This is a genomic window from Psychrobacter sp. CCUG 69069 (assembly GCF_021023115.1).
Taxonomy (GTDB): domain Bacteria; phylum Pseudomonadota; class Gammaproteobacteria; order Pseudomonadales; family Moraxellaceae; genus Psychrobacter; species Psychrobacter namhaensis.
Window position 1 is genome coordinate 23,185 of sequence record NZ_QQAI01000017.1, and the last position, 21,941, is coordinate 45,125.

The 21,941-nt window shown below is 44.0% G+C and carries 18 protein-coding genes and 1 pseudogene; 13 read left to right on the forward strand and 6 right to left on the reverse strand.

Annotation, left to right across the window (positions count from 1 at the left end; all coding sequences use genetic code 11):
* Positions 1 to 47: 47 nt before the first annotated feature.
* The 7 genes from atpA to DVY93_RS10465 all read left to right on the forward strand — a co-directional run bounded on the left by atpA (position 48) and on the right by DVY93_RS10465 (position 8,376).
* Complete coding sequence (atpA, locus tag DVY93_RS10435) at positions 48 to 1,592, forward strand: F0F1 ATP synthase subunit alpha (RefSeq protein ID WP_193005566.1); 1,545 nt, start codon at positions 48 to 50, stop codon at positions 1,590 to 1,592.
* A gap of 208 nt (positions 1,593 to 1,800) precedes the next feature.
* Positions 1,801 to 2,682 (forward strand): F0F1 ATP synthase subunit gamma, encoded by an 882-nt coding sequence (gene atpG / locus DVY93_RS10440; RefSeq protein WP_193005565.1) that lies wholly within the window; start codon positions 1,801 to 1,803, stop codon positions 2,680 to 2,682.
* Positions 2,683 to 2,720: 38 nt separating this feature from the next.
* The gene (gene atpD, locus DVY93_RS10445; protein WP_193005564.1) at positions 2,721 to 4,154 is read left to right on the forward strand and encodes a F0F1 ATP synthase subunit beta; all 1,434 of its coding nucleotides are present in this window, start codon (positions 2,721 to 2,723) and stop codon (positions 4,152 to 4,154) included.
* Positions 4,155 to 4,258: 104 nt separating this feature from the next.
* Positions 4,259 to 4,675, forward strand: a complete 417-nt coding sequence (locus DVY93_RS10450) for a F0F1 ATP synthase subunit epsilon (RefSeq protein WP_193005563.1) — start codon at positions 4,259 to 4,261, stop codon at positions 4,673 to 4,675.
* A 612-nt stretch (positions 4,676 to 5,287) separates the two neighbouring features.
* Positions 5,288 to 6,004: a response regulator gene (locus tag DVY93_RS10455; RefSeq protein ID WP_058023509.1), complete on the forward strand. Its 717-nt coding sequence runs from the start codon at positions 5,288 to 5,290 to the stop codon at positions 6,002 to 6,004.
* A 314-nt stretch (positions 6,005 to 6,318) separates the two neighbouring features.
* Positions 6,319 to 8,007: an ATP-binding protein gene (locus tag DVY93_RS10460; protein WP_193005562.1), complete on the forward strand. Its 1,689-nt coding sequence runs from the start codon at positions 6,319 to 6,321 to the stop codon at positions 8,005 to 8,007.
* 189 nt (positions 8,008 to 8,196) lie between these two features.
* A complete protein-coding gene (locus DVY93_RS10465; protein ID WP_198334427.1) occupies positions 8,197 to 8,376 on the forward strand; it encodes a hypothetical protein in 180 nt (59 codons plus the stop codon).
* A gap of 68 nt (positions 8,377 to 8,444) precedes the next feature.
* On the opposite strand, the gene DVY93_RS10470 is transcribed toward DVY93_RS10465, so the two are convergent.
* Positions 8,445 to 9,923 (reverse strand): ATP-binding protein, encoded by a 1,479-nt coding sequence (locus DVY93_RS10470; RefSeq protein WP_230710675.1) that lies wholly within the window; start codon positions 9,921 to 9,923, stop codon positions 8,445 to 8,447.
* Positions 9,924 to 10,249: 326 nt separating this feature from the next.
* Here DVY93_RS10470 and rpsP point away from each other — a divergent pair, with 326 nt between their 5' ends.
* The 4 genes from rpsP (at position 10,250) to rplS (ending at position 12,675) form a co-directional block, all read left to right on the forward strand.
* Positions 10,250 to 10,519, forward strand: coding sequence for a 30S ribosomal protein S16 (rpsP, locus tag DVY93_RS10475; protein WP_193005559.1), 270 nt, complete (start codon positions 10,250 to 10,252; stop codon positions 10,517 to 10,519).
* Between the two features lie 167 nt (positions 10,520 to 10,686).
* Complete coding sequence (gene rimM / locus DVY93_RS10480) at positions 10,687 to 11,220, forward strand: ribosome maturation factor RimM (protein ID WP_230710677.1); 534 nt, start codon at positions 10,687 to 10,689, stop codon at positions 11,218 to 11,220.
* Between the two features lie 92 nt (positions 11,221 to 11,312).
* Complete coding sequence (gene trmD, locus DVY93_RS10485; RefSeq protein WP_230710679.1) at positions 11,313 to 12,083, forward strand: tRNA (guanosine(37)-N1)-methyltransferase TrmD; 771 nt, start codon at positions 11,313 to 11,315, stop codon at positions 12,081 to 12,083.
* A 169-nt stretch (positions 12,084 to 12,252) separates the two neighbouring features.
* Positions 12,253 to 12,675, forward strand: a complete 423-nt coding sequence (gene rplS / locus DVY93_RS10490) for a 50S ribosomal protein L19 (RefSeq protein WP_193005556.1) — start codon at positions 12,253 to 12,255, stop codon at positions 12,673 to 12,675.
* Positions 12,676 to 12,883: 208 nt separating this feature from the next.
* Here the strand turns inward: rplS and DVY93_RS10495 are convergent, their stop codons facing one another.
* The gene (locus DVY93_RS10495) at positions 12,884 to 13,441 is read right to left on the reverse strand and encodes a DUF4442 domain-containing protein (protein WP_230710681.1); all 558 of its coding nucleotides are present in this window, start codon (positions 13,439 to 13,441) and stop codon (positions 12,884 to 12,886) included.
* Between the two features lie 521 nt (positions 13,442 to 13,962).
* Between DVY93_RS10495 and DVY93_RS10500 the strand changes: the two genes are divergently transcribed.
* Together DVY93_RS10500 and uvrC are read left to right on the forward strand one after the other, a co-directional pair.
* Positions 13,963 to 15,489 carry a DUF3360 family protein gene (locus DVY93_RS10500; RefSeq protein WP_193005554.1) on the forward strand — a complete coding sequence of 509 codons (1,527 nt, stop codon included), beginning with the start codon at positions 13,963 to 13,965 and terminating at the stop codon, positions 15,487 to 15,489.
* A 143-nt stretch (positions 15,490 to 15,632) separates the two neighbouring features.
* On the forward strand, positions 15,633 to 17,477 hold the full coding sequence (gene uvrC, locus DVY93_RS10505; RefSeq protein ID WP_198334471.1) for an excinuclease ABC subunit UvrC: 1,845 nt from the start codon (positions 15,633 to 15,635) through the stop codon (positions 17,475 to 17,477).
* A gap of 154 nt (positions 17,478 to 17,631) precedes the next feature.
* On the opposite strand, the gene DVY93_RS10510 is transcribed toward uvrC, so the two are convergent.
* The 4 genes and pseudogenes from DVY93_RS10510 to DVY93_RS10525 all read right to left on the reverse strand — a co-directional run bounded on the left by DVY93_RS10510 (position 17,632) and on the right by DVY93_RS10525 (position 21,923).
* The gene (locus DVY93_RS10510) at positions 17,632 to 18,204 is read right to left on the reverse strand and encodes a dihydrofolate reductase (RefSeq protein ID WP_230710683.1); all 573 of its coding nucleotides are present in this window, start codon (positions 18,202 to 18,204) and stop codon (positions 17,632 to 17,634) included.
* Between the two features lie 46 nt (positions 18,205 to 18,250).
* Positions 18,251 to 18,538: pseudogene (gene thyA, locus DVY93_RS10515) on the reverse strand (thymidylate synthase); the annotation flags it as partial.
* Between the two features lie 206 nt (positions 18,539 to 18,744).
* Entirely contained in the window at positions 18,745 to 20,445 is a 1,701-nt protein-coding gene (locus DVY93_RS10520; protein WP_230710685.1) for a restriction endonuclease subunit S, read from the reverse strand.
* Positions 20,446 to 20,447: 2 nt separating this feature from the next.
* A complete protein-coding gene (locus DVY93_RS10525) occupies positions 20,448 to 21,923 on the reverse strand; it encodes an N-6 DNA methylase (protein WP_230710686.1) in 1,476 nt (491 codons plus the stop codon).
* Positions 21,924 to 21,941 lie beyond the last annotated feature (18 nt).

A 21,941-nucleotide genomic window follows, 5' to 3' on the forward strand; every position in this document is an offset into this window, starting at 1 on the left:
CATTTAAGTCAGTGGGCGGGTTATCATAAATTAAAGGAAACAAGGCAATGCAACAATTGAATCCAGCGGAAATCAGTAACCTGATTAAGCAGCGTATTCAAGACCTTGATGCGGGTGCAACTGCAAAGAATGAAGGCACGATTGTCAAAGTATCTGACGGTATCGTGCAGATTCATGGTCTTGAAGATGCCATGTACGGCGAAATGATTGAGTTTGAAGGCGAAATCTACGGAATGGCGCTCAACTTAGAGCGTGATTCTGTCGGCGCGGTAGTACTTGGTGATTACCTAAAGCTGCAAGAAGGTCAAAAAGCCTATTGTACTGGTCGTATTCTTGAAGTACCAGTAGGTCCTGAGCTGCTAGGCCGTGTTGTTGACGCTTTGGGTAATCCTATTGATGGCAAAGGTCCTATCGATGCCAAAATGACTGATAAAGTCGAAAAAATTGCCCCAGGCGTAATCGACCGTCAGTCAGTAGATCAGCCAGTAATGACTGGTTATAAAGCCGTTGATACCATGATCCCAATCGGTCGTGGCCAGCGTGAGCTTATCATTGGTGACCGTCAAACGGGTAAGACCGCGATGGCTATCGATGCGATCATCGCGCAGAAGACATCTGGTATTAAGTGTGTGTACGTCGCAATTGGTCAAAAACGCTCTACGATCGCTAACGTGGTACGTAAGCTTGAACAAACTGGTGCGTTAGAATACACCACTGTTGTGGTTGCTTCAGCATCAGAGCCAGCAGCACTACAGTACATCGCACCGTATTCAGGTTGTACGATGGGCGAATACTTCCGTGATCGCGGTGAAGATGCACTGATTGTATTTGATGATTTATCAAAACAAGCAGTTGCGTATCGCCAAATTTCACTACTATTACGTCGTCCACCAGGTCGTGAAGCTTATCCTGGTGACGTATTCTATTTACACTCACGCTTACTTGAGCGTGCATCACGTGTGAACGCTGACTACGTAGAAAAATTCACCAATGGCGAAGTGAAGGGTAAAACAGGTTCTTTGACCGCTCTACCTATCATTGAAACGCAAGCGGGTGACGTATCTGCATTCGTACCAACCAACGTGATCTCAATTACCGATGGTCAGATTTTCTTAGAATCAAGCCTATTTAACTCAGGTATCCGTCCAGCAGTAAACGCTGGTATCTCGGTATCTCGTGTGGGCGGTGCAGCTCAGACTAAGATCATCAAAAAGCTATCTGGTGGTATCCGTACGGCTTTAGCTCAGTATCGTGAGTTGGCTGCGTTTGCTCAGTTCGCCTCAGATCTTGATGATGCCACTCGTGAACAGCTTGATCATGGTGAGCGTGTTACTGAACTCATGAAGCAAAAACAGTATCAGCCGATGTCAATCTCTGAACAAGCCGCGGTTATCTATGCGTCGAATGAAGGGTTTTTAGCGGACGTGCCTGTTGAAAAAATCGGTTCTTTCGAAGAAGCTTACTTACGTTATATGCATGATGAGCAAAGTGAATTGATGCGTGAGATTGATGACACTGCGAACTACAACGATGATATCGCAGGTCGTTTAAAGTCAGCTTTAGAGACCTTTAAACAAAATCACAGTTATTAATTTAACGGGTTAAGCCGAGTTGGTTATTACTGTCGTGTACAAAGTGGCGCGTTGTCTGTTTAGATACTTGCGCCACTGTTCTAACCATTACCGGTATTAGATCGCGTAATGCACAAGATATAAAATGTTACTCTGTAAGAGTGATGTTGTGTATCAAATGATTGTCGCATGCGCCAATGCTTTTTAACCCTCTTATATTGGAATCATTATGGCAAGCTTAAAAGAGATACGTGCCAAAGTCACCAGTATTAAAAGCACCCAAAAAATTACTCGTGCTATGCAAATGGTAGCGGCAAGTAAAATGCGCCGTGCCCAAGAGCGTATGGAAGTGGGTCGCCCGTATGCTGATAGTATGCGCCGGGTTATTTCACATTTGGTGCATGCTTCATCAGACTACAAACATCCGTATATGGTATCGCGTCCAGTCAATAAGGTTGGCTACATTGTCATTACCTCTGACCGCGGTCTGGCGGGTGGTTTGAATATTAACCTATTCAAAGCTTTATCTAAGAGTATCCAAGATTATCAAGATCAGTCTGTCCAAGCTGAATTTGCAGTCATTGGCGCTAAAGGTGTGAGTTTCTTTAAAAACTTTGGTGGCAAAGTCACCTCAGCGGTGACGGATTATGGCGACAAACCAACGTTTGAGCAATTAAACGCACCCGTCCAAGCCATGCTTGAGGATTATAGTAACGGTAATTTAGACCGTATCTATGTGGTGTATAATCAGTTTGTTAATGCCATGACCCAAAAGCCAATAGTCAATCAGTTAGTGCCTCTGCCAGAGGACTCATTTGATGATGAAGACAGCGGCTTACAGACAGAACTTAGCTGGGATTACATCTACGAGCCTGACATCAAGACATTGATTGATGAATTGCTTGGTCGCTATATTGAGTCGATTGTTTATCAAGCGGTAATGGAAAACATTGCCTCTGAGCAGTCTTCACGTATGGTTGCGATGAAAGCGGCAACAGATAATGCTGGTGACCTTATTAACGATTTACAGTTGGTTTATAACAAGCTGCGTCAAGCGGCGATTACCCGAGAAATCTCGGAAATCGTTGGCGGTGCTGCTGCTGTTTCATAATTGACTACACCTATATATAGAAGTTCAAGGAGAACGCAATGAGTAGCGGTCGTATTGTACAGATTATTGGCGCGGTTCTTGACGTTGAGTTTAACCGTAACGAAGTTCCTCAGATTTTTGATGCCTTGCAAGTAGATGGCACCGAAACCACCCTAGAAGTACAGCAACAGCTAGGTGATGGTATCGTGCGTACTATTGCGATGGGTTCAACCGAAGGCCTAAAGCGTAACTTAACGGTTACCAATACTGGTGCAGCTATTTCTGTACCTGTCGGTACGGGTACCCTTGGTCGTATTATGGATGTTCTTGGTCGTCCTATCGATGAAGAAGGTCCTGTTGTCGCTGACGAAAAGTGGTCTATCCACCGTGAAGCGCCAACCTACGCAGATCAGTCAAACAGTACTGAACTACTAGAGACGGGTATTAAAGTTATTGATCTACTTTGCCCGTTTGCTAAAGGTGGTAAAGTTGGTCTGTTCGGTGGTGCGGGTGTTGGTAAGACCGTCAACATGATGGAATTGATCAACAACATCGCGCTAAAGCATGAAGGTTTGTCAGTGTTTGCTGGTGTTGGTGAGCGTACGCGTGAAGGTAATGATTTCTATCACGAAATGCAAGAAGCTGGCGTTGTAAACACCGAAGACTTTAGTAAATCTAAAGTAGCAATGGTATATGGCCAGATGAATGAGCCACCAGGTAACCGTCTACGTGTTGCCCTGTCTGGTTTGACCATGGCTGAATACTTCCGTGATACCAAAGATCCTGCTACTGGCAAAGGTCGTGACGTATTGTTGTTCGTTGATAACATCTATCGTTATACGCTAGCAGGTACAGAAGTATCAGCATTGCTTGGCCGTATGCCATCAGCGGTTGGTTATCAGCCAACACTAGCTGAAGAGATGGGTATGCTACAAGAGCGTATTACGTCAACTCAGTCAGGTTCTATCACGTCAGTACAAGCGGTATATGTACCTGCCGATGATTTGACTGATCCATCACCAGCGACTACGTTTGCTCACTTGGATGCGACAGTGGTACTAAACCGTGATATCGCCTCACAAGGTATTTATCCTGCGGTTGATCCTCTAGACTCGACCTCTCGTCAGCTAGATCCACAAGTGATTGGCGAAGAGCACTATAATGTGGCTCGTGGGGTACAGGAAGTTCTACAGCGTTATAAAGAGCTTAAAGACATCATCGCCATCCTAGGTATGGATGAGTTATCAGAAGAAGATAAACTAGTCGTTTATCGTGCGCGTAAGATTCAGCGCTTCTTGTCTCAGCCATTCCACGTCGCTGAAGTCTTTACTGGTGCACCTGGTAAATACGTACCACTACGCGATACCATTGCTAGCTTTAAAGCAATCATTGCGGGTGAATACGATGACCTACCAGAGCAAGCTTTCTACATGGCTGGTAGCATCGATGAAGTAGTCGCCAAAGCAGAGAAAATGAAATCTACTGCAGCCTAAGTTGTGTTAGCATTTGCTAAAAGGCAAATAGGTCATAATAAATCTATTTGCCACTAAGTAACGCATCGCAGTTTTGATTGTGTTTTGATCGTAAGGAGTTAAGTATGGCAACGTTACAATGTCGCGTCGTAAGTGCTCGTGAAGAGTTGTATTCAGGCGAAATTAGCATGTTAATAGCTACTGGTACCGAAGGCGAGATTGGTGTATTGCCAGGTCATACACCGCTTATTACTTTGTTAAAGCCGGGTGCAATGCGAGTGCAGACACCAAATGGTGAAGAAGAAGTGATTTATGTATCAGGTGGTGTGTTAGAAGTACAACCGAAGATGGTAACAGTATTGGCTGATACAGCCGTGCGTGCCCATAACCTTGACGAAAGCAAAATCGTTGAAGCACGCAAAAAAGCAGAGCAAATGCTGGTTAACCAATCTGATACGTTACAAACCAATGCGGCTCTGGCATCGCTTGCAGAATCAGTAGGACAGTTACAGACGATTCGTAAGTACAAAAACCGCGCTTAATCTTATGGTTTAAAAGGCTAATGGTTTAATCTAGTCTGATAACCAATCATAAAAAAACAGTCCATGATGGGCTGTTTTTTTTGTGCCTATGATTAATCCCATGGATTTTACGACTTATTCAATCAAGCATTTTGCTGCCGTTTACCTAAAGAAGATAAATGTTCCCAAAATATCTGTGTGATGGCATAGGAGCCAACTATTATTAAGAAATTTCTAAAAATGATACTGGCGACAACGACAATATATAGTTATATTAGAGACGATAGATAGTAAGTACTAAGTGAGAGTTAACAACACTGTGGTTGTGTGACTCGCTACGCGTGGCTGCCTGCATGGGCTAAATACTAAAGCGTGAATAAAAACCGCCTTACTCAAGGGTACGTCCTTAGAATGGATGATTTTTGGACGTAAACTAAAGTTTTAATCGGTGTAGTTTATAGGTTTTGTTAACGACTATAAGCTATAGTACAGGAAGCCGTAGGTTTAATAGTATACTGTGCTACCAAGTTTGTAACAGCTATACGAACATCAATTGTGCCACTGTATGGTGCTATTAATTTTACCGCTCTTACTTTTACTGCTTTTAAATTAGATGTATTAGAGGATATAACAATGACAACGACTGAAGAAGACAACACCCCCCGAATTTTGATTGTTGAGGATGATGAGCGTCTGGCCATGTTGACTCAAGATTACTTGGTCAAAAACGGCTTAGAAGTAGCCATTGAAACTGATGGCAACCGTGCGATTCGCCGTATCGTGAATGAACAGCCAGATATGGTCGTGCTTGATGTCATGCTTCCTGGTAGCGATGGTCTGACGGTGTGCCGTGAAGTTCGCCCCCATTATCAAAACCCTATTTTGATGTTGACGGCTCGTACTGAAGACATGGATCAAGTACTAGGTCTTGAGATGGGTGCTGATGACTATGTTGCAAAGCCAGCTCAGCCACGCGTATTGCTTGCTCGTATTCGTGCTTTACTCCGTCGCTCAGAAAATGCGCCGTCAGAAGATGTCCCACAGCGCTTAGAGTTTGGTGAATTGGTCATCGATAATGGTGGTCGTTCAGTCAACCTAGGTGATGAGTTGGTTGATTTCACGAGTGCAGAGTATGACCTACTGTGGTTGCTCGCTTCTAATGCTGGCCGAATTTTGTCACGCGAAGATATTTTTGAGCGCCTACGTGGTATCGAGTATGATGGGCAGGATCGCTCAATTGATGTACGTATCTCACGCATTCGTCCAAAAATTGGTGATGATCCAGAAAACCCAAAGCGCATTAAAACCGTTCGTAGTAAGGGTTATTTGTTTGTGAAGGAAGGCAATTAAGTCTGTTTTTCTCAGACAGTATCTTGTTGATTATGACCGTAAAATAAAAAACCAGCTTACCTGCTGGTTTTTTTGTGGCTAAATTTTAATTTTTAAACTTAAATACAGCATTATGTGTTTTAATTAAGCAATTATTGTGGGTGCTGTACAAAAACAGATGTATCAATGCCGTTTTAGGCGATGATCATACATCCGTTAAAGTACAGCAGTCAGAATGGCTCTTTATTCAACAGTGCGCGATATCATTTATAATGCAGCCTTTAGTGGCTAAATGATATCAGCAGTTTTTATTTATTAAGTTGGTCACGGCACGTATGTCATTAGTTTCTTCTTTAAAACACAGTATCTTCGTTCGTATTTATGCTGGACTACTTATAGTCTGTTTATGTGTGGCGTTATTTGCTCAGCTGTTGATGGATACAATCAATAAAGAACGCGTGCAGTCCTACCGTGAAAACATGGCCATGGGCGCTTTTCATCTGGTCAGTGAAGGTATTTCACATCAAGACAATGAAGAGCAGCGTGAGTATTGGCTGTCCGATGCCAGTAGCTTATTTGGCTCACAATTTCGTGTTGTACCTATTAGTGAGATAGATTTTAACGCCAGTGAACTGCGACGTTTTGAAAATGACAAAACGGTCGTTCGTTATGTCACTCAACCTATGTATGCTGATGTCTATTATCGTCTGCCAGATGACCAAAGCGTTTTAACCGCAAGGATATCACAAGTAACTGAGCAGCAAGTACGGGCAATCGCTGTGTTCTTGTTGGATGATTTGTCTTATTACATGACGTTGTCTGACAAACGGGCACGCTTGGCTCAGCTCGAAAAAAAGTTCTCCTTTCCATTAGAATTTAAAGCCGTCAACGCGCTTGATTTGGATACCGATCAGCTGGCGCGCTTACGCCGTGATGAAGTCGTCATCTCGTTACAGGACACCAATAGCAGCAAAAGTAATTCAGCTATCAAGGTAATAGTGCCGTCTGAGATTAACGACATGGCAATTTTGATCGGTCCTGTGCCACTGTTTAATTGGTATCCCCTTAATTTGATTATTAGTATGATTCTTATCAGCATGTTTTTAATCAGCTTGGGTGTGTATGCGCTTATTTTCCCTCTCGAACGCAAACTACAATTGATACAAGTCGGGGTTAATGAGGTCAGTAAAGGCAACCTTGATATTCAAGTTCAGGTACTGGGACAGGATGAGATTGCTCGTCTGTCAGCGACCTTTAACGCCATGACCTCGCATATCAAGCGTTTGATTGAATCACAGCGAGAGTTGACGCGTGCCGTGTCCCATGAGTTGCGTACCCCTGTAGCGCGTATTCGCTTTGCCGTAGATATGCTGGCTGACACGGACGATGAGGACTCACGCTTTATGCAGCGTGACTATATCGATGAAGACATTGAGTCGCTTAACGGTTTGATTGATGAGATTTTGACCTATGCCAAACTTGAAGAGGGGTCACCAAAACTGGATTTAGAACCAGTGAATCTAAGAGAGCTACTTGAGCAGATTGAACGTGAAACCAATGCTCTAGGCAAACCTATCAAAATTGTGACTAAATTACCCAGTGCTAAAGTCACGGCAGTCGCAGATCGACGTTATTTACACCGTGTGATTCAGAACCTCGCAGGTAATGCGTTACGTTATGCAGAAACGACGATTATCATTAGTGCTGGCGTCAAAAAAGGCAATGCCTTTGTGAGTGTAGAAGATGATGGTCATGGTATTCCTGAAGCAGATCGCGAAAAGGTGTTTATTCCGTTTTCACGGTTAGACGACAGTCGTACACGCGCATCAGGTGGCTATGGTCTGGGCTTGTCTATTGTGTCGCGCATTGCCTTTTGGTTTAATGGCAGTATGAAGGTAAACGAAAGCCAAGAGCTTGGTGGTGCCCGATTTGTCATGACTTGGCCCATCAAACCACTGACACAAATTCTGGCGGCTGATGAATTGACGCAAGAAAAAAGCGAGCGTGATTTTGAAGTGAAATAATAAAGTGAAACAGTATCGTCGTATTGGCTCATTGATCTTCTTTAGTTAAAATAGGGACAAGGTAATCAGTGGGTTAGGGATTAACGTGTTAGGGAAAAATCTGACTACCTTATAGGTAAGCTGATTATCGGTAAACTGACTGTTGGTCGTGGTTTTGAAAAGTAGCTTGCAAGTATAGGAGAGCGAAGCGTGCCGTATTTATTTGGTGGTTTGATAGTTCTGAATGCGCTAACGTTGGGTTATTACCTATTCTTGCAGCAGCCATCGACTACACAAACGTTAAAAGCGGCAAAAGACGACATAACGCAGCCCTTAGCGTTTACCAATAGTGCCAAATATATTCCGCCTGTCATTGGAACGAAAGACTAGGCCGTACGGCTTCAAACCACCGTAAAAAAAATATGTAAAGACTTCTTTAGATGTCCACTCCTGCATTTTTAGGCATCTTTACCCGATGTCAGGTCATGAGAGACAGGGGTTTTCTCTGTATCAGCGGCCACCGTCTTATCCCCAGCAACCTTGGAGAGTAGGGGAATACGCACGCACACTTGTAAGCCACCATCAGGATGGTTGATGGCTTCCACGGTCCCGTGGTGCAGACGCGCGATACGCCCTACAATGGCAAGACCTAGCCCGCTACCTTGGGTGGTACGCGCTGTCTCTCCACGCTCAAAGGGCTGCATAATCCTCTCTAGTTGATCTTCTGCCACCCCATCACCGCAGTCACGCACACATATCACTAACTGTTCTTGTGCTTCTTTATTGACAGCACTCTCGCTGACCACATCGCTGTCTGCTTCTGGCGCGGTTTCTGTGAAGGTTGGCACGACCGTCGCTGACAGATAAATTGGTGGTTTACCGTAGCGCTTCGCATTGTTTACCAAATTGATAATGAGACGTTTGATAGACATGGGACGGACGGGGACCACTTTGTGACACTCGGATTGGTAAACAAATTCCATCGGCGAAAACTGCACCATAATTTCATTAAAAATGGTATCCAAATTGGTAAGGCTGACCGGTTCATCGGAGCCATCTTTCATAAATGAGATAAATTGCTCCAAAATAGCATCCATGTCTTCGATATCGTAAATCAAACCTTCTCGAAAAAAGTCATCTGGCAGCATCTCGGCGGTCAAGCGCATGCGCGTCAATGGGGTACGCAAATCATGTGAGATACCAGCCAGCATGATCGTTCGTTCTTTTTGCGCCTGATTTAAAGTGGTAAATAAACGGTTGAATGCCATGTTTACTTGACGTATCTCTGTAGGACCTTTTTGCGTGGGTAATGTGGTGGCGTGTCCAAGGCGAATATAGTTGGTTGCTGCGCGCTGTAAATATCGTAGCGGACGATTTAGTTGCCGTGCGAGTAAAATAATGGTTAACAGTGACAAAATCGGCAGACCAATAAGGAACAGTACCAGCAACCCTGGACTGTATTGAGAGTAATAAACCACCGGTTCGCGAATCCAAAAACTGTTATCGCGGCTGTCTTGTACCCAAAGTTGCGGCGTTGGTTTAAATTTAAAATACACCTCAACAGGTCGACCCAACTGCGCGCCGATTTCGCGTTGGAGCACATCGGTAAAGACGCCAACAAAGGCCTTATCAGAAACCTCTGGAAAGTCATTAGGATTGTTCACCACCACCACATGGGAATGCTGGTAAATCCATTGACGCACCTTAGGCTGATTTTGCCAGTCTTCATTGACGCTGTTCATTAACTGCAGCTCGCTTGTCAAATAGCGTGCATGGTTTTTTAGCTCAGGCAAATACAGGCTGCGCCAAAAAAACAGAATCGACAAACTGACACTGATAAGAACGATAAAAGCGACCATCAAGGTTGTCAACCAAGTGTTGGAGTAAGAGCGTGGCAGCCAACCTTTACGACGGGGTTTTGGGTTTGGGGTGGTCATATAAATCCAACATGTTGGGAGATATTTTATTAAACTCAAAGTAGAGATAGCGACTTATCTGCCTACTTTTAAAGCACAGTTTCATTCTTCTAAGGATGAGAGCGATCATTTTAATGATTGACAGTACTATGATGCTATAGAGTAGCACAATAAACCAACAACACGACTGGTTGAAATCTATCCCTATTATCAATAATGTTTTACATGGATGGGCATTTAAGCTATTGTTAATAAATAATTAAATAAGCGCAGTTTATGTTTTCAATGAATCAAGACTGTGATATAATTATGCCCTTTTTGGTATACCTGCGAAAGAGAGAATTCACATGGTTGTTATTCGTTTAGCACGGGGCGGTGCCAAGAAACGCCCATTTTATCAAGTAGTTGTTGCTGATCAACGCCGCGCGCGTGACGGTCGCTATATTGAAAACATCGGCTTTTTTAACCCACTCGCTAAAGAGTCTGAAGAAGCAGTACGCCTAAATATGGAAGCGTACAATGCGTGGATCGCAAAAGGTGCACAACCTTCAGATCGCGTTGCTTCATTGGTAAAATCTTACAACAAGTCTGCCGCTCAAACTGAAGCAACTGCTTAAGTTTTTTGCTGTCACTGAGATGCTGGTAACACGTTTATAAGCATGACTCAGAAGACTTTAGAATACATAGCGTAACTGGTCTGACCAGGGTGCGCCATTAACTGTTTATCGCTTTTGACTCAATTGTCTTTTACAGTTGGTGTTTTAATCATTTTAGGTTAGCCGTTATGTCATCTACTCCAAACGCTAGTTCCCTTATGAAGATCGGTCAGCTCAAGAAGCCTTATGGCATCAAAGGCTGGCTTTGGGTGTTTAGCGATACTGATGATCGTACGGCCATATTTGACATGCAGCCTTGGTGGATGAAAACCGCCACTGGCATGAAACCTTTGACTGTGAAAGCTTGGCGTGAACAAGGAGTAGGAATTGTCGCTCAATTTGAGCAAATTCCTGATCGTAATGTTGCTGAGACCATGAACGGGGTGACCGTTTGGGTTGAGCAAGACGTTTTGCCTGAGACAGCAGAAGACGAATATTATTGGTCGGATTTGGTCAGTCTGCGCGTGATAAACGAGCAGGATGAGTATCTAGGTAATATTACTGAAATGTTTGAAACTGGCGCCCATGACATCATGCGGGTAACGGCAAATTCAGACAGTTTAGATAGTGAAGAGCGCCTGATTCCATGGCACAAGCAAACTGTGATAGAGGTCGATATGACTGAAAAAACAGTGCTGGTGGCGTGGCCAAGTGACTATTGATATCGTTTCTGGTGATATCGTTTCTGGCTTTTTAGTCAGATGGCATTAGTTTTCACACCGATTGTTTTAGCCTTAAGGTAAGTAGACATCAGATGTATTTTGCCGTCATTAGTATTTTTCCTGAGATGTTTGCCACGATTCGTGAGTTTGGAATCACGGGACGGGCGGTGACTCAAGAGCAAATTACGATTGACTGCATCAATCCACGTGATTATACCACTGATAACTATCGCCGTATTGATGAGCGCCCGTATGGTGGCGGTCCTGGGATGGTGATGATGGCTGAGCCATTATCAAAAGCCATTGAGGATGCGCGCCTGCGAGCGAGTCAACATGGTTGCCGTGTCGGCAGTGAGCACTGTCCGGTGATTTATATGTCACCACAAGGGCAGACGCTCAGCGAGAGTAGCGTGGTCAGTATGGCTAAGTATGATGGCATGATTTTATTATGCGGTCGTTACGAAGGTATTGATGAGCGCTTACTCACGCAGTATGTCGACATGGAAGTATCACTTGGTGATTATGTGTTGACTGGTGGCGAGCTGCCAGCAATGGTGCTAATGGATAGTGTGATACGTCGTTTGCCCGATATCATGGGTGATGACAAGTCAGCTGAGCAAGACTCCTTCGTGGATGGATTGCTTGATTGTCCACACTATACTAAGCCGCATGAGTTTGCTGGTATAGCAGTACCTGAGGTCTTACTTTCAGGTCATCATGCCAATATCGCTAAGTGGCGCTTTAGTCAGCAAGTCAGTCGTACGCAAGCGCGTCGTCCAGATTTATGGCAAGCGTTTACCCCAACGCTTACGCAAGCGAAGTGGCTAGAAGCATTGGCAAAAGCAGATAAAAACGAGTTTTGATAAACAGTTAAGCAGTAGAATTTTGAGCAATAATAAAACGAGTCATAGCATAATGGCCGTTGGTTATAACCCATTTACGTTGTGTCTCACTATAAAGAGATGCGATTAATTATTACAAACAGGTGATATGCGTTAAGCCTCTATTATCTAATGTGAGGAGATAACTCTCATGAGCAACAAGCATCCATTGGTTCAGGTCATCGAAAACGCTCAATTGCTTGAGCGCCCAAGCTTTGCACCCGGCGATACCGTTGTGGTTCAAGTAAAAGTACGTGAAGGTGAGCGTGAGCGTCTACAGGCTTTTGAAGGCGTTGTAATCGCTAAGCGTAACCGCGGTGTAAACTCAGCGTTTACCGTACGTAAAATCTCAAGCGGCGTTGGTGTTGAGCGTGCATTCCAATTGCATTCACCAATCATTGATAGCATTGAAGTGAAACGCCGCGGTGCTGTTCGCCGTGCGAAACTGTACTACTTACGTGAGCGCTCTGGTAAATCAGCCCGTATCCGCGAAAAGCTTGGTGCTCGTCCAGTGGCTCAGAAAAAAACTGACGCTGGTGTACCGGATGCAGTTGAAACTGCCCCTGGTATCTAAGCACACGCTGGCTGTTCTTAGTTGATCGTATGATTGACTAAGCTCAGGCAATAGTAGATACAAGCCCTTATTCATAGGTTTATTTATAAATAAGCGGGCCATACCAAAAAAGACAAAACCCCAGTCTATGCGAAAGCTAGATTGGGGTTTTTGTATGTGGGGTTTTAAGTTTGAGCGTTGGCGTTAAACAGTCAACTTAGTGATCAAATTAGACATCAAAGTTATCGACGCGGCTACTTTGATGTTTGGACTTACTGTACTTGCGTAATCGAATGTATATCGTCTTAGTGACGGTAGCGACAGTTTTCTGCTGCTCATCGACGAGATCAACTGTATACGTGCGAAACACCGCCTCACCGTTTTTTGCCAGTTCTTGAATAGTGGTAATCTCGGTGCTGGGAATCTTCATTCGAGCGGTGACTTTGCTGTTGCCAGGGGCGACAAACTCGATATGTGAGCTTTTATCCCAAACCACGTAACTGCTACCCAGTTGGTGCATCAGCATTATCATATAAAATGGATCAACCATAGCGTACAAGCTGCCCCCAAACTGGGTACCCACGATGTTTTTGTTCAGGCTGTTTAACCCCATACTCACCACGCACAGTCCTTGATCAAGGTCGATGTGATCAATTTTAATGCCAGCACCAACGTATGGGGCATAAGTGTTGATACGCAACTTAAGTAAATGCGGTGTCAGCAGCGGCATGATATTTTTTTTAGCTTTACGTTTTAATGTCTCAAAGTTGATGGGTAATAAACTCATAAATCAATCCTATTATCTTGCTTTTTAATGTTACATGCTTGCTGATTGAGATACATTTACATGCTAAGTACTAAAGAGTGACTGACCAAAAAACCTTTATCATAATGAAAAACCACGAAGCTCGCTAGTCTTAGAGCGGGCTAAAGCATTGATCGAGTCATGCTAGTTTTATACTTACTTGATCTACTATAGCGTAACTTATTAAAGCGTTATTAGCGGTAAAAATAGGTATCCACCATAGCTATTGCTACTTTTTCTGAGGTCATATTAACCGATCAACCTCACTTCTCCTACTATTACTTTTTCGAAATAAAAGCCAATTAAGGTTCATAAAATAATAAATGCAAACTTTTAGTTATCATTAATAATGAGATGCATAGTATCTTTAAATAGTTATAGGCTCGCAATTCAAGGCCCCATGACATACAATAGCGTGCAATTTGTGATGGACGCTTTACTGGATATAGAGCTAAGTCAACTATTGTAATCAACCGAAGTCTCAGTCGACATAAGGAAATGTGATGAGTAATACTCAGATACCTTCTCCAGGGTCTAATCAGAAGCCTTCCAATCCATCCGACTACGACAGCGAGCTTGCAGGCAGTTATCGTGATTTGCATCAATCAAGCGCAAGCTTTGACAGTCGTGACGCGTATCTAAATCATGAACTACAGATCATGCAGCCAAAGCGCTGGCGTGCAAACTTGCCGTTTCGTGATTATCGCTTTGAATATGAAGATACCATTCCAGCAATGGCCGCAACCATTGGTAAGGTGGTCATGGTGGGTGCCATTGCCGCAACTTTTGCAGGGCCACTTGGTTTGGGCGACGCGTTTGTTTTAGAAAACGTGCGTTATGAGCTATTAATTGTCTCGTTTTTTGTCATTTTATTTTCAGGGTTTTTGCTACCGACAGCCAACCTTGCGGGTACTCACGGTCCATTAATTCCGCTGATTCCTATTGTGGTTGCCGCTGGCGGTCACCCGATGGCCTTTGGCCTGCTCATTGGTGCCTTCGGTTTGCTCCTAGCCATCAGTAAAGGGGGCAGTTTGCTGGCAAACTTGACCAGTAAAGGCGTGTGTGGTGGTTTGCTGCTTTATTTAGGTTTCATTGGTACGATTTCACAAGTTAAAAATCTGTTTGCTTGGGCGGAAGGCATTGGCATGGCGCACATTGCCTTTGTGGTGATTCTACTGACGATTGTACTGTATGCGGTGCTTGAGAATTTCCAAAAGCGTTGGTTAGCTGTGCCTTTAAGCTGCTTATTGGGCGGGGGCGTCGCTTTTGCCATGGGCGCACCGTTTGCGTTTGAAACGGCACCAGGTCTACCAAACATGAATCCAATGTACTGGTGGGGCGAAAACACCGGTTGGATGCTAGGACTGCCCACTGTTGAGAGCTTTATTGTGGTGCTGCCATTTGCAGTACTGGCTGTCGCCATGTGGTCACCAGACTTCTTGGGTCATCAAGTCTTTCAGAAAATCAGCTATCCAAAACGTACTGAGCGTGTGCTCATGGATATCGATGATACGATGACAAGCGCTTCTATTCGTCAGGTGGCAGGCTCGATACTGGGCGGCGCGAATTTTGCGTCGTCATGGGGTACTTATATTGTACCAGCGGCGATTGCTAAGCGTCCTATTCCGGCAGGGGCTGTGTTAACGGGGGTGTTTTGTCTGATTGCGGGTGTCTGGGGTTATCCCATGGATTTGGCCATTTGGGAGCCAGTGATGTGTGTGGCGCTGATTGTGGGGGTTTTTATTCCCTTGCTTGAAGCGGGTATGGAGATGACACGTGAAGGTAAAACGACGCAGTCCGCAGCGATTGTCGTATTTGCTTCCGCGCTAGTCAATCCAGCCTTTGGGTGGTCGATCACCTTGGTGCTTGATAATCTAGGACTTATTGGCTCTAAAGAGCGTAGTGCCAATCTCTCGAAAATGAGCCGCTGGATTATTCCTGTGATTACCTTTGTGGTCTTAACTGGGGTGATGGCTATCGTTGGTATGTTGCCTGGTATTCCAGCGCTGTTACCAAATTTCCGTCATTAGTAGCTTGCAAGTAGTACGCTTAAAAAACCAGCCTTGTGCTGGTTTTTTTTATGGCAGTTGCTAAACATGTCATCAGCTTGCAAAATCGGTGTGGTCGCCCCATAAATATTGATATTCATCACGTTTTAAGAGCAAAATATTCTATGGTCAATGTTTCAGCATCGAGCCCCGCCGACGATAAAACAGTCCGCCTTAAGCATTTAATTCAGCGCCTGCCAAATCTGCCAGGGGTCTATAAAATGCTGGGTAAAAACGGTGATATTCTGTACGTTGGTAAAGCCAAATCGCTAAAGAGTCGTGTAAATAGTTATTTTGCGAAAACGATTGACCACCCCAAGACACGGGCGCTGGTGGCTCGCATTCACAATATCGAGACCATTATTACTCGTAGTGAAACTGAAGCGTTGTTACTCGAGCAAAACCTGATTAAAGAACATCGTCCGCCTTATAACGTTCTGTTGCGTGATGACAAATCCTACCTTTACGTGTTCATTTCAGCGGATGATCCTTATCCCAGACTGGCGTATGGGCGCGGCAAAGGCAATCATCAAAAAGGACGGTTTTTTGGGCCTTTCCCCTCAGCCCATGCCGCTAAAGAAACACTGGTGCTGATGCAAAAAATGTTTCAAATGCGCCAATGTACCAATACTTTTTTTAAACAACGCAAGCGCCCTTGTCTTGAGTACCAGATTAAGCGTTGCCGTGCGCCTTGCGTGGGTTTGGTGTCGCCAGAAGAATATAGCGAAGATGTTAACAACACGATTCGCTTTTTAAAGGGCGATTCTAGCGACATTCATAGTGCCCTGATTGAAAAAATGGAGAGTGCTGCTGAAGCGTTGGATTTTGAAAAGGCCGTATTTTATCGCGATCAGCTGTCGATGCTGCGCGAAGTACAAGCGCGGCAAGCCGTTTATACGGTAGAAGGTGAGGCCGATGTGATTTCTATTGCCAGTCAGGCAGGTATGACTTGTGTCAACGTACTTACCGTGCGCGGTGGCCGTGTGTTGGGTGGTAAGAACTATTTTCCTGATGTCGATAGTAGTGAGCCGCTTGCAGATAACTTGTCGGCCTTTATTACGTCGTTCTATTTTCAGGTGACCGATGATTTACCAGCAGAGATTATTTTAAGCCATGAGTTGCCGGATCAAAATGCCGTTAGTGAGGCACTGGCAACGCATTTTGGTAGCAAAGTCGTTATTAAGAATAAAGTACGCGAGCACCGTTCAGAATGGCTAGACTTAGCAAAACTGAATACAAATAATGCGCTAAAAACCAAGCTGGGTGATTATTTAGAGCTGCATGCACGCTTTGGCGCCTTAAAAGACGTGCTAGCTGATGTCACAGATCGAACCATTGATCGGATTGAATGCTTTGATATTTCCCATACCATGGGCGAGGCGACCATTGGCAGCTGCGTGGTCTTTGATCAAGGTGGCTCGCGTCGTCGTGATTACCGTCAGTATGCGATTCATGATATTCAAGGCGGTGATGATTATGCGGCAATGAAGCAAGTGTTGACGCGTCGCTATAAGAAACAGCCACTGCCAGATTTGTTGCTCATCGATGGTGGTAAAGGTCAGCTTGGGATAGCCAAAGACGTGCTGACAGAATTGGGTATTCTTGGTGATACTTTGCTCATTAGTGTGGCAAAAGGCGAGGGGCGCAAGGCTGGACTTGAGGTACTACACTTTATTGACCATGAGCCGCTTGATTTGCCAATGGATAGCAAAGCGCTGCATTTATTGATGCACATTCGTGATGAGGCGCACCGTTTTGCGATCACAGCGCATCGTAAGAAGCGTGATAAGCGCCGTTCATCGTCCGTGCTTGAGGTGATACCAGGACTCGGTGAAAAGCGCCGCCGTGACTTACTCAATCACTTTGGCGGTATGCAGCAGCTGCTTGGGGCCTCTCAGCAAGAATTGGCAGGTGTGCAAGGCATTGGTCCGGTGCTGGCGAAGACGGTTTATAAAGTACTGCATGAGTAGCCTGACCAAATATTATACTAGATAGCTATGGCCTGAACTTGGTTTTGCCCGTGTCTTAATATGATGCGTTGGCCACACTATAATGGGGACATCATAGACAGTTTTACCCAACCATGAGATCCCCATTATTTTATTTTTAACAAGCGAGTCGCTATTATTGATTGGCTTTTCTTTGGTAAGTCACAAATCTAAACGCTAACTCGCTTTTTTCATCACGCATTTGCTCAGATTCTGCTGCGACTATAAAGTCATCGGGCAATTCTGGATAAAAAGCCTCCCCATCAGAAATGTCAGTGTCTACGTGGGTCAATTCGATACGATCCGTGTACATCATGGCGTCATTAAATACGCGCTCACCACCAATCACCCAAATCGTGTCAAGATGCGCGCCGTGGGCGAGACTAGCGGCTTGCGTTAACGCATCGTCTAAATTGTGTACGACATAGGCGTTATCGTTGCCGACTAGGCCTGCTTTTTCAGCGTAATCCAACTGGCTACTGATAATAAAGCTCACGCGCTTTGGTAACGGTTTGCTGCCCATCGACTCAAATGTCTTGCGGCCCATAATGACGATACCTTGCGTCGCGCCCTCATTTTCTTTGGTGGTCAGCTTTTTGAAATGCTGCAAGTCTGTTGAGATATGCCACGGCAGCTTATTATCCTTGCCGATACAGCGATTACTACTAATAGCAGCGATTTGGGCGACTTCAGTGCGGGCATAACTCATAATATATCCTTGTTATTCTCATTAAAAATGAAGTAAAAACAGCTGCTTATACCGCCACTTTTGCTTTAATAGCAGGATGTGACTCATAGCCATCCACGCTAATATCTTCATAGGTAAAAGCAAAAATATTATCAACATCCGCGTTGAGCGTCAATGTTGGCAGCTGATAAAGCGAGCGTGTCAGCTGTCGTTCGACTTGCTCGCGGTGGTTTTGATAAATATGACAGTCGCCGCCCGTCCAGATAAACTCGCCAACGTCGAGTCCACAAACCTGCGCAACCATGTGGGTCAATAGCGCGTAGCTTGCGATATTGAACGGCACACCTATGAATATTATAACCCCTAATTTATGCACAAGACGCCTAATAACATAGCCTTAACAGCTGTAATAGCATTGTGCACTTTTAATTCTGCACAATATGGATTATACATACAAGGTTATTATACCTGATTTTAAAATATCACTGCTAATAGAAGGTCTTGTTTATTTCTTTTAGTTGTACTAAGGCATATAAAACGTGATTGCTCCAACATTAAAACTCACTCTAAAGCCCGATCAACCAACGCATCAGTAAGCTGAACTTGCGTCTCTTGAGACTGCTGTAGCTTCTCTTTTAATTGGTCACAAATAGCCATTAACTCATCGACTTTAGCAACGATAAGATGTTGTTCACTTAGAGGTGGAATAGCTACAGGTAATGAGTAAGCTTCATTTCTATTCAAGCCAGGCTTGATACCTTTACCTAAACTATCAAGCCCGAGTGTTTTTAGGTGCATAAAAGCAAAATATAGGTCAATGCCTTTGATTGGAATACAGCTATAAGCTACATCTGTTACCCAGCAACCATCATCAAGGGATATATTTAGAGCTCCAGCTGAACCCTTTCTGCCTACCACAATACAAGAAGACTTTACACAGGCTGCATTATGAGAGCCTACAATACCATTTGAGCCATAAACGTTGTACTCTCCTGTATTAGAGCGCTTCGGCTTAGGGAGATTATTTCCATATTCTAACGGATATACATCTCCAAACCGTAACCATATCCAACTTTCCGGTGATTCAAAAGGCTTTTCATTTTCGGTAATTTCAAGCCATGAGCTAGGTTGTTTAATTTTACTTTCTCTAATCAACCGCTCTTTTTCTAACAATACCGAAGCAGGTTCATCATCCGGGTTTTGTGGAACTAACTGACCCATTACAGCTAGTTGTAGAACAGTTTGCTTTAACGCATCGATGCTTTGCTCAGTAGTAAATAGGCTATCAAAATGCTCAGAAATTCTCGCCCAGTTCTGCGCTAATTCATCGGCGTCCACACTATCTGTCAATGTGCCTAATAATACTTCTACAAGAGTAGCGTGAGCTTCGATACTGGCTTCGGTTTGCTGCTCTAGATGATCACACAGCAGCATCAGCTCATCGACTTTAGCGACGATACGTTGTTGTTCTGCAAGCGGTGGAAGTGCTACTGCTTGTTCTCTAAGTTTAGTTAGAGAGGCAAATTTCTGAACAGCACCTGATGCATTATTCTTTAAGTATTTGGAAGCTACAATTAATTGTATTCGAAGGAATTGCATGCTGTTTAGTAAACCATTAATAGGCTTAAATAATGCTACATTCTTAATGCTGAACTCGTCGTCAATATCCACAATCACGGGATTACCAATAGTCCCTATCATGGCGAATAAAATATCACCTTTAACTACTGCTGATCTCTCAGCTATTTTCTGATGATCTTTTGTAGATATATATTTAACATCATCTAAACTAAGTGTTCCAGATGCCAAATTTTTGCTAGTAACTAGTGGATATCCAGAGGCTTGATACTTTGGAGAATCATGAGTTCCATCACGAACATCATAGATGTTTGATAGCCTTATCCAACTCCAGTTTCTAGGTAGTTCAAAAGACTTTTCATCTTCATTAATTTTATCCCGTACTTTAACCTTCTTAATCCTACCTTTTTTAATTAACTGAGCCTTTTCAACAGCTATTTTCTCTAACAAAACAGATGCAGGTTCATCATTATCGTCTTGTGGGACAAGCTTGCCACGCACCGCTAACTCCAAGATCAGCTCACGTAATTTGCTAATACCGTATAGCTCATACTTTTTGCTACTACCACGCCCACTGCTAGATTTAGCCAGTATAGCGCTGGTCCAGATATCGATATGTGCAGTGATCAACTGCTCTGGTTTGCTTGCATCTTTACCCACCTCTAAGCTCGTTTTTACATTCATAGCTACTTGTCCTCTGTCGTGTTAGCAGACAGCGCAGCACCCAGTACATCTTTCAACTGGCTGCGTAACATATCGATGCTCTGTTGTTGCTTTGCATGGTCAGCTAGTAGCTTATTAGGGTCATAATCAATGACTTCACCTTGGTAGGGGTTTGAGATATCGAGGTTATAGTTACGCTCGATGACCTCATCAATGCTGACCTTCCAAGCGTGATCGTTTTCGACACGACTGGCAAAACCATCAGACTCATCACCCCACCAGTCAATCTCGGTTTGAAACTCTTCAAACTTCATTGGTTTGGTTTTGCTATAGTTTTTGACACCTTCAGGGTAAGGATGCTCATAAAACCAAATATCTTTGGTTGGCTGACCTTTGGTAAAGAAAAGAATATTGGTCTTAATACTGGTATAAGGATTAAACACACCGTTTGGTAAGCGCACGATGGTATGCAGATTACATTCTTCGGTCAGCATTTTCTTTAGCTTGGTTTTTACCCCTTCACCAAACAAGGTGCCATCAGGTAACACGACAGCAGCGCGACCTTTTTCTGCTAACACTTCGATGATTAATTGTAAAAACAAATCTGCCGTTTCGCGTGTTTGGAATTCAGCAGGGAAGTTTTTCTCTATACCATGCTCTTCAGTGCCGCCAAAAGGTGGGTTAGTTACGATGACATCAATATCACTGTCCCAGCTCGATAGCGGCTTATTTAGGGTGTTATCGTGGCGTATCTGTACAGGTACTTCAATACCATGCAGCATCATGTTGGTGGTACAGAGTAAATGTGGCAGTTGCTTCTTTTCAACACCTAAGATTTGTTTTTGTAGTATTTGATGATCTTCAGCAGTTTCGACATAGTTGTTTTTGACATGATCAAACGAACAGGCCAAAAACCCACCTGTACCACAGGCTGGATCCATGACGCGCTCACCCAGCTTTGGATCGACACGGTCAACGATAAAGCGTGTCACGGCACGAGGGGTATAAAACTCACCTGCATTACCTGCACTCTGTAAATCGCGTAGCAGTTGCTCATAAATATCACCAAACAGATGACGCTCATCTGAACGGTTAAAGTCTACTTCGTTGAGCTTATTAATCACTTGGCGTAGTAGCGTGCCGTTTTTCATGTAGTTGTAGGCATCGCTCAAACCTTGACGTACCACAAAACCACGCGGATTGGTGTCTACTGGCGCTGTTATATTTTTTAAATCATTAAAAATTTGATCATTTACAAATTCTAGTAGCTCCTCACCAGTGATACCTTCAGGATCAGCCGCCCAGTTACGCCAGAGATACTTCTCAGGAATGGGCGTTTTATAGTTTTCTTGTTCGAACTCAAGCGCTTCTTCTTGGGCATCAAATATCTTGAGAAACAATAACCATGACAATTGGCTTAGACGTTGGGCATCACCATCGACACCAGCATCTTGGCGCATGATATCTTGAATAGACTTGATAACGGAACTGATTGACATGTGGTTTCTCTTTTTAAT

Coding starts and splice junctions, on each gene's coding strand:
- trmD (WP_230710679.1), top strand. CDS start 11,313: ATGTATTTTGCCGTCATTAGTATTTTTCCTGAGATGTTTGCCACGATT.
- atpA (WP_193005566.1), top strand. CDS start 48: ATGCAACAATTGAATCCAGCGGAAATCAGTAACCTGATTAAGCAGCGT.
- DVY93_RS10450 (WP_193005563.1), top strand. CDS start 4,259: ATGGCAACGTTACAATGTCGCGTCGTAAGTGCTCGTGAAGAGTTGTAT.
- DVY93_RS10495 (WP_230710681.1), bottom strand. CDS start 13,441: ATGAGTTTATTACCCATCAACTTTGAGACATTAAAACGTAAAGCTAAA.
- atpD (WP_193005564.1), top strand. CDS start 2,721: ATGAGTAGCGGTCGTATTGTACAGATTATTGGCGCGGTTCTTGACGTT.
- atpG (WP_193005565.1), top strand. CDS start 1,801: ATGGCAAGCTTAAAAGAGATACGTGCCAAAGTCACCAGTATTAAAAGC.
- rpsP (WP_193005559.1), top strand. CDS start 10,250: ATGGTTGTTATTCGTTTAGCACGGGGCGGTGCCAAGAAACGCCCATTT.
- DVY93_RS10455 (WP_058023509.1), top strand. CDS start 5,288: ATGACAACGACTGAAGAAGACAACACCCCCCGAATTTTGATTGTTGAG.
- DVY93_RS10500 (WP_193005554.1), top strand. CDS start 13,963: ATGAGTAATACTCAGATACCTTCTCCAGGGTCTAATCAGAAGCCTTCC.
- rimM (WP_230710677.1), top strand. CDS start 10,687: ATGTCATCTACTCCAAACGCTAGTTCCCTTATGAAGATCGGTCAGCTC.
- DVY93_RS10525 (WP_230710686.1), bottom strand. CDS start 21,923: ATGTCAATCAGTTCCGTTATCAAGTCTATTCAAGATATCATGCGCCAA.
- DVY93_RS10470 (WP_230710675.1), bottom strand. CDS start 9,923: ATGACCACCCCAAACCCAAAACCCCGTCGTAAAGGTTGGCTGCCACGC.
- DVY93_RS10520 (WP_230710685.1), bottom strand. CDS start 20,445: ATGAATGTAAAAACGAGCTTAGAGGTGGGTAAAGATGCAAGCAAACCA.
- DVY93_RS10510 (WP_230710683.1), bottom strand. CDS start 18,204: ATGAGTTATGCCCGCACTGAAGTCGCCCAAATCGCTGCTATTAGTAGT.
- rplS (WP_193005556.1), top strand. CDS start 12,253: ATGAGCAACAAGCATCCATTGGTTCAGGTCATCGAAAACGCTCAATTG.
- DVY93_RS10460 (WP_193005562.1), top strand. CDS start 6,319: ATGTCATTAGTTTCTTCTTTAAAACACAGTATCTTCGTTCGTATTTAT.
- uvrC (WP_198334471.1), top strand. CDS start 15,633: ATGGTCAATGTTTCAGCATCGAGCCCCGCCGACGATAAAACAGTCCGC.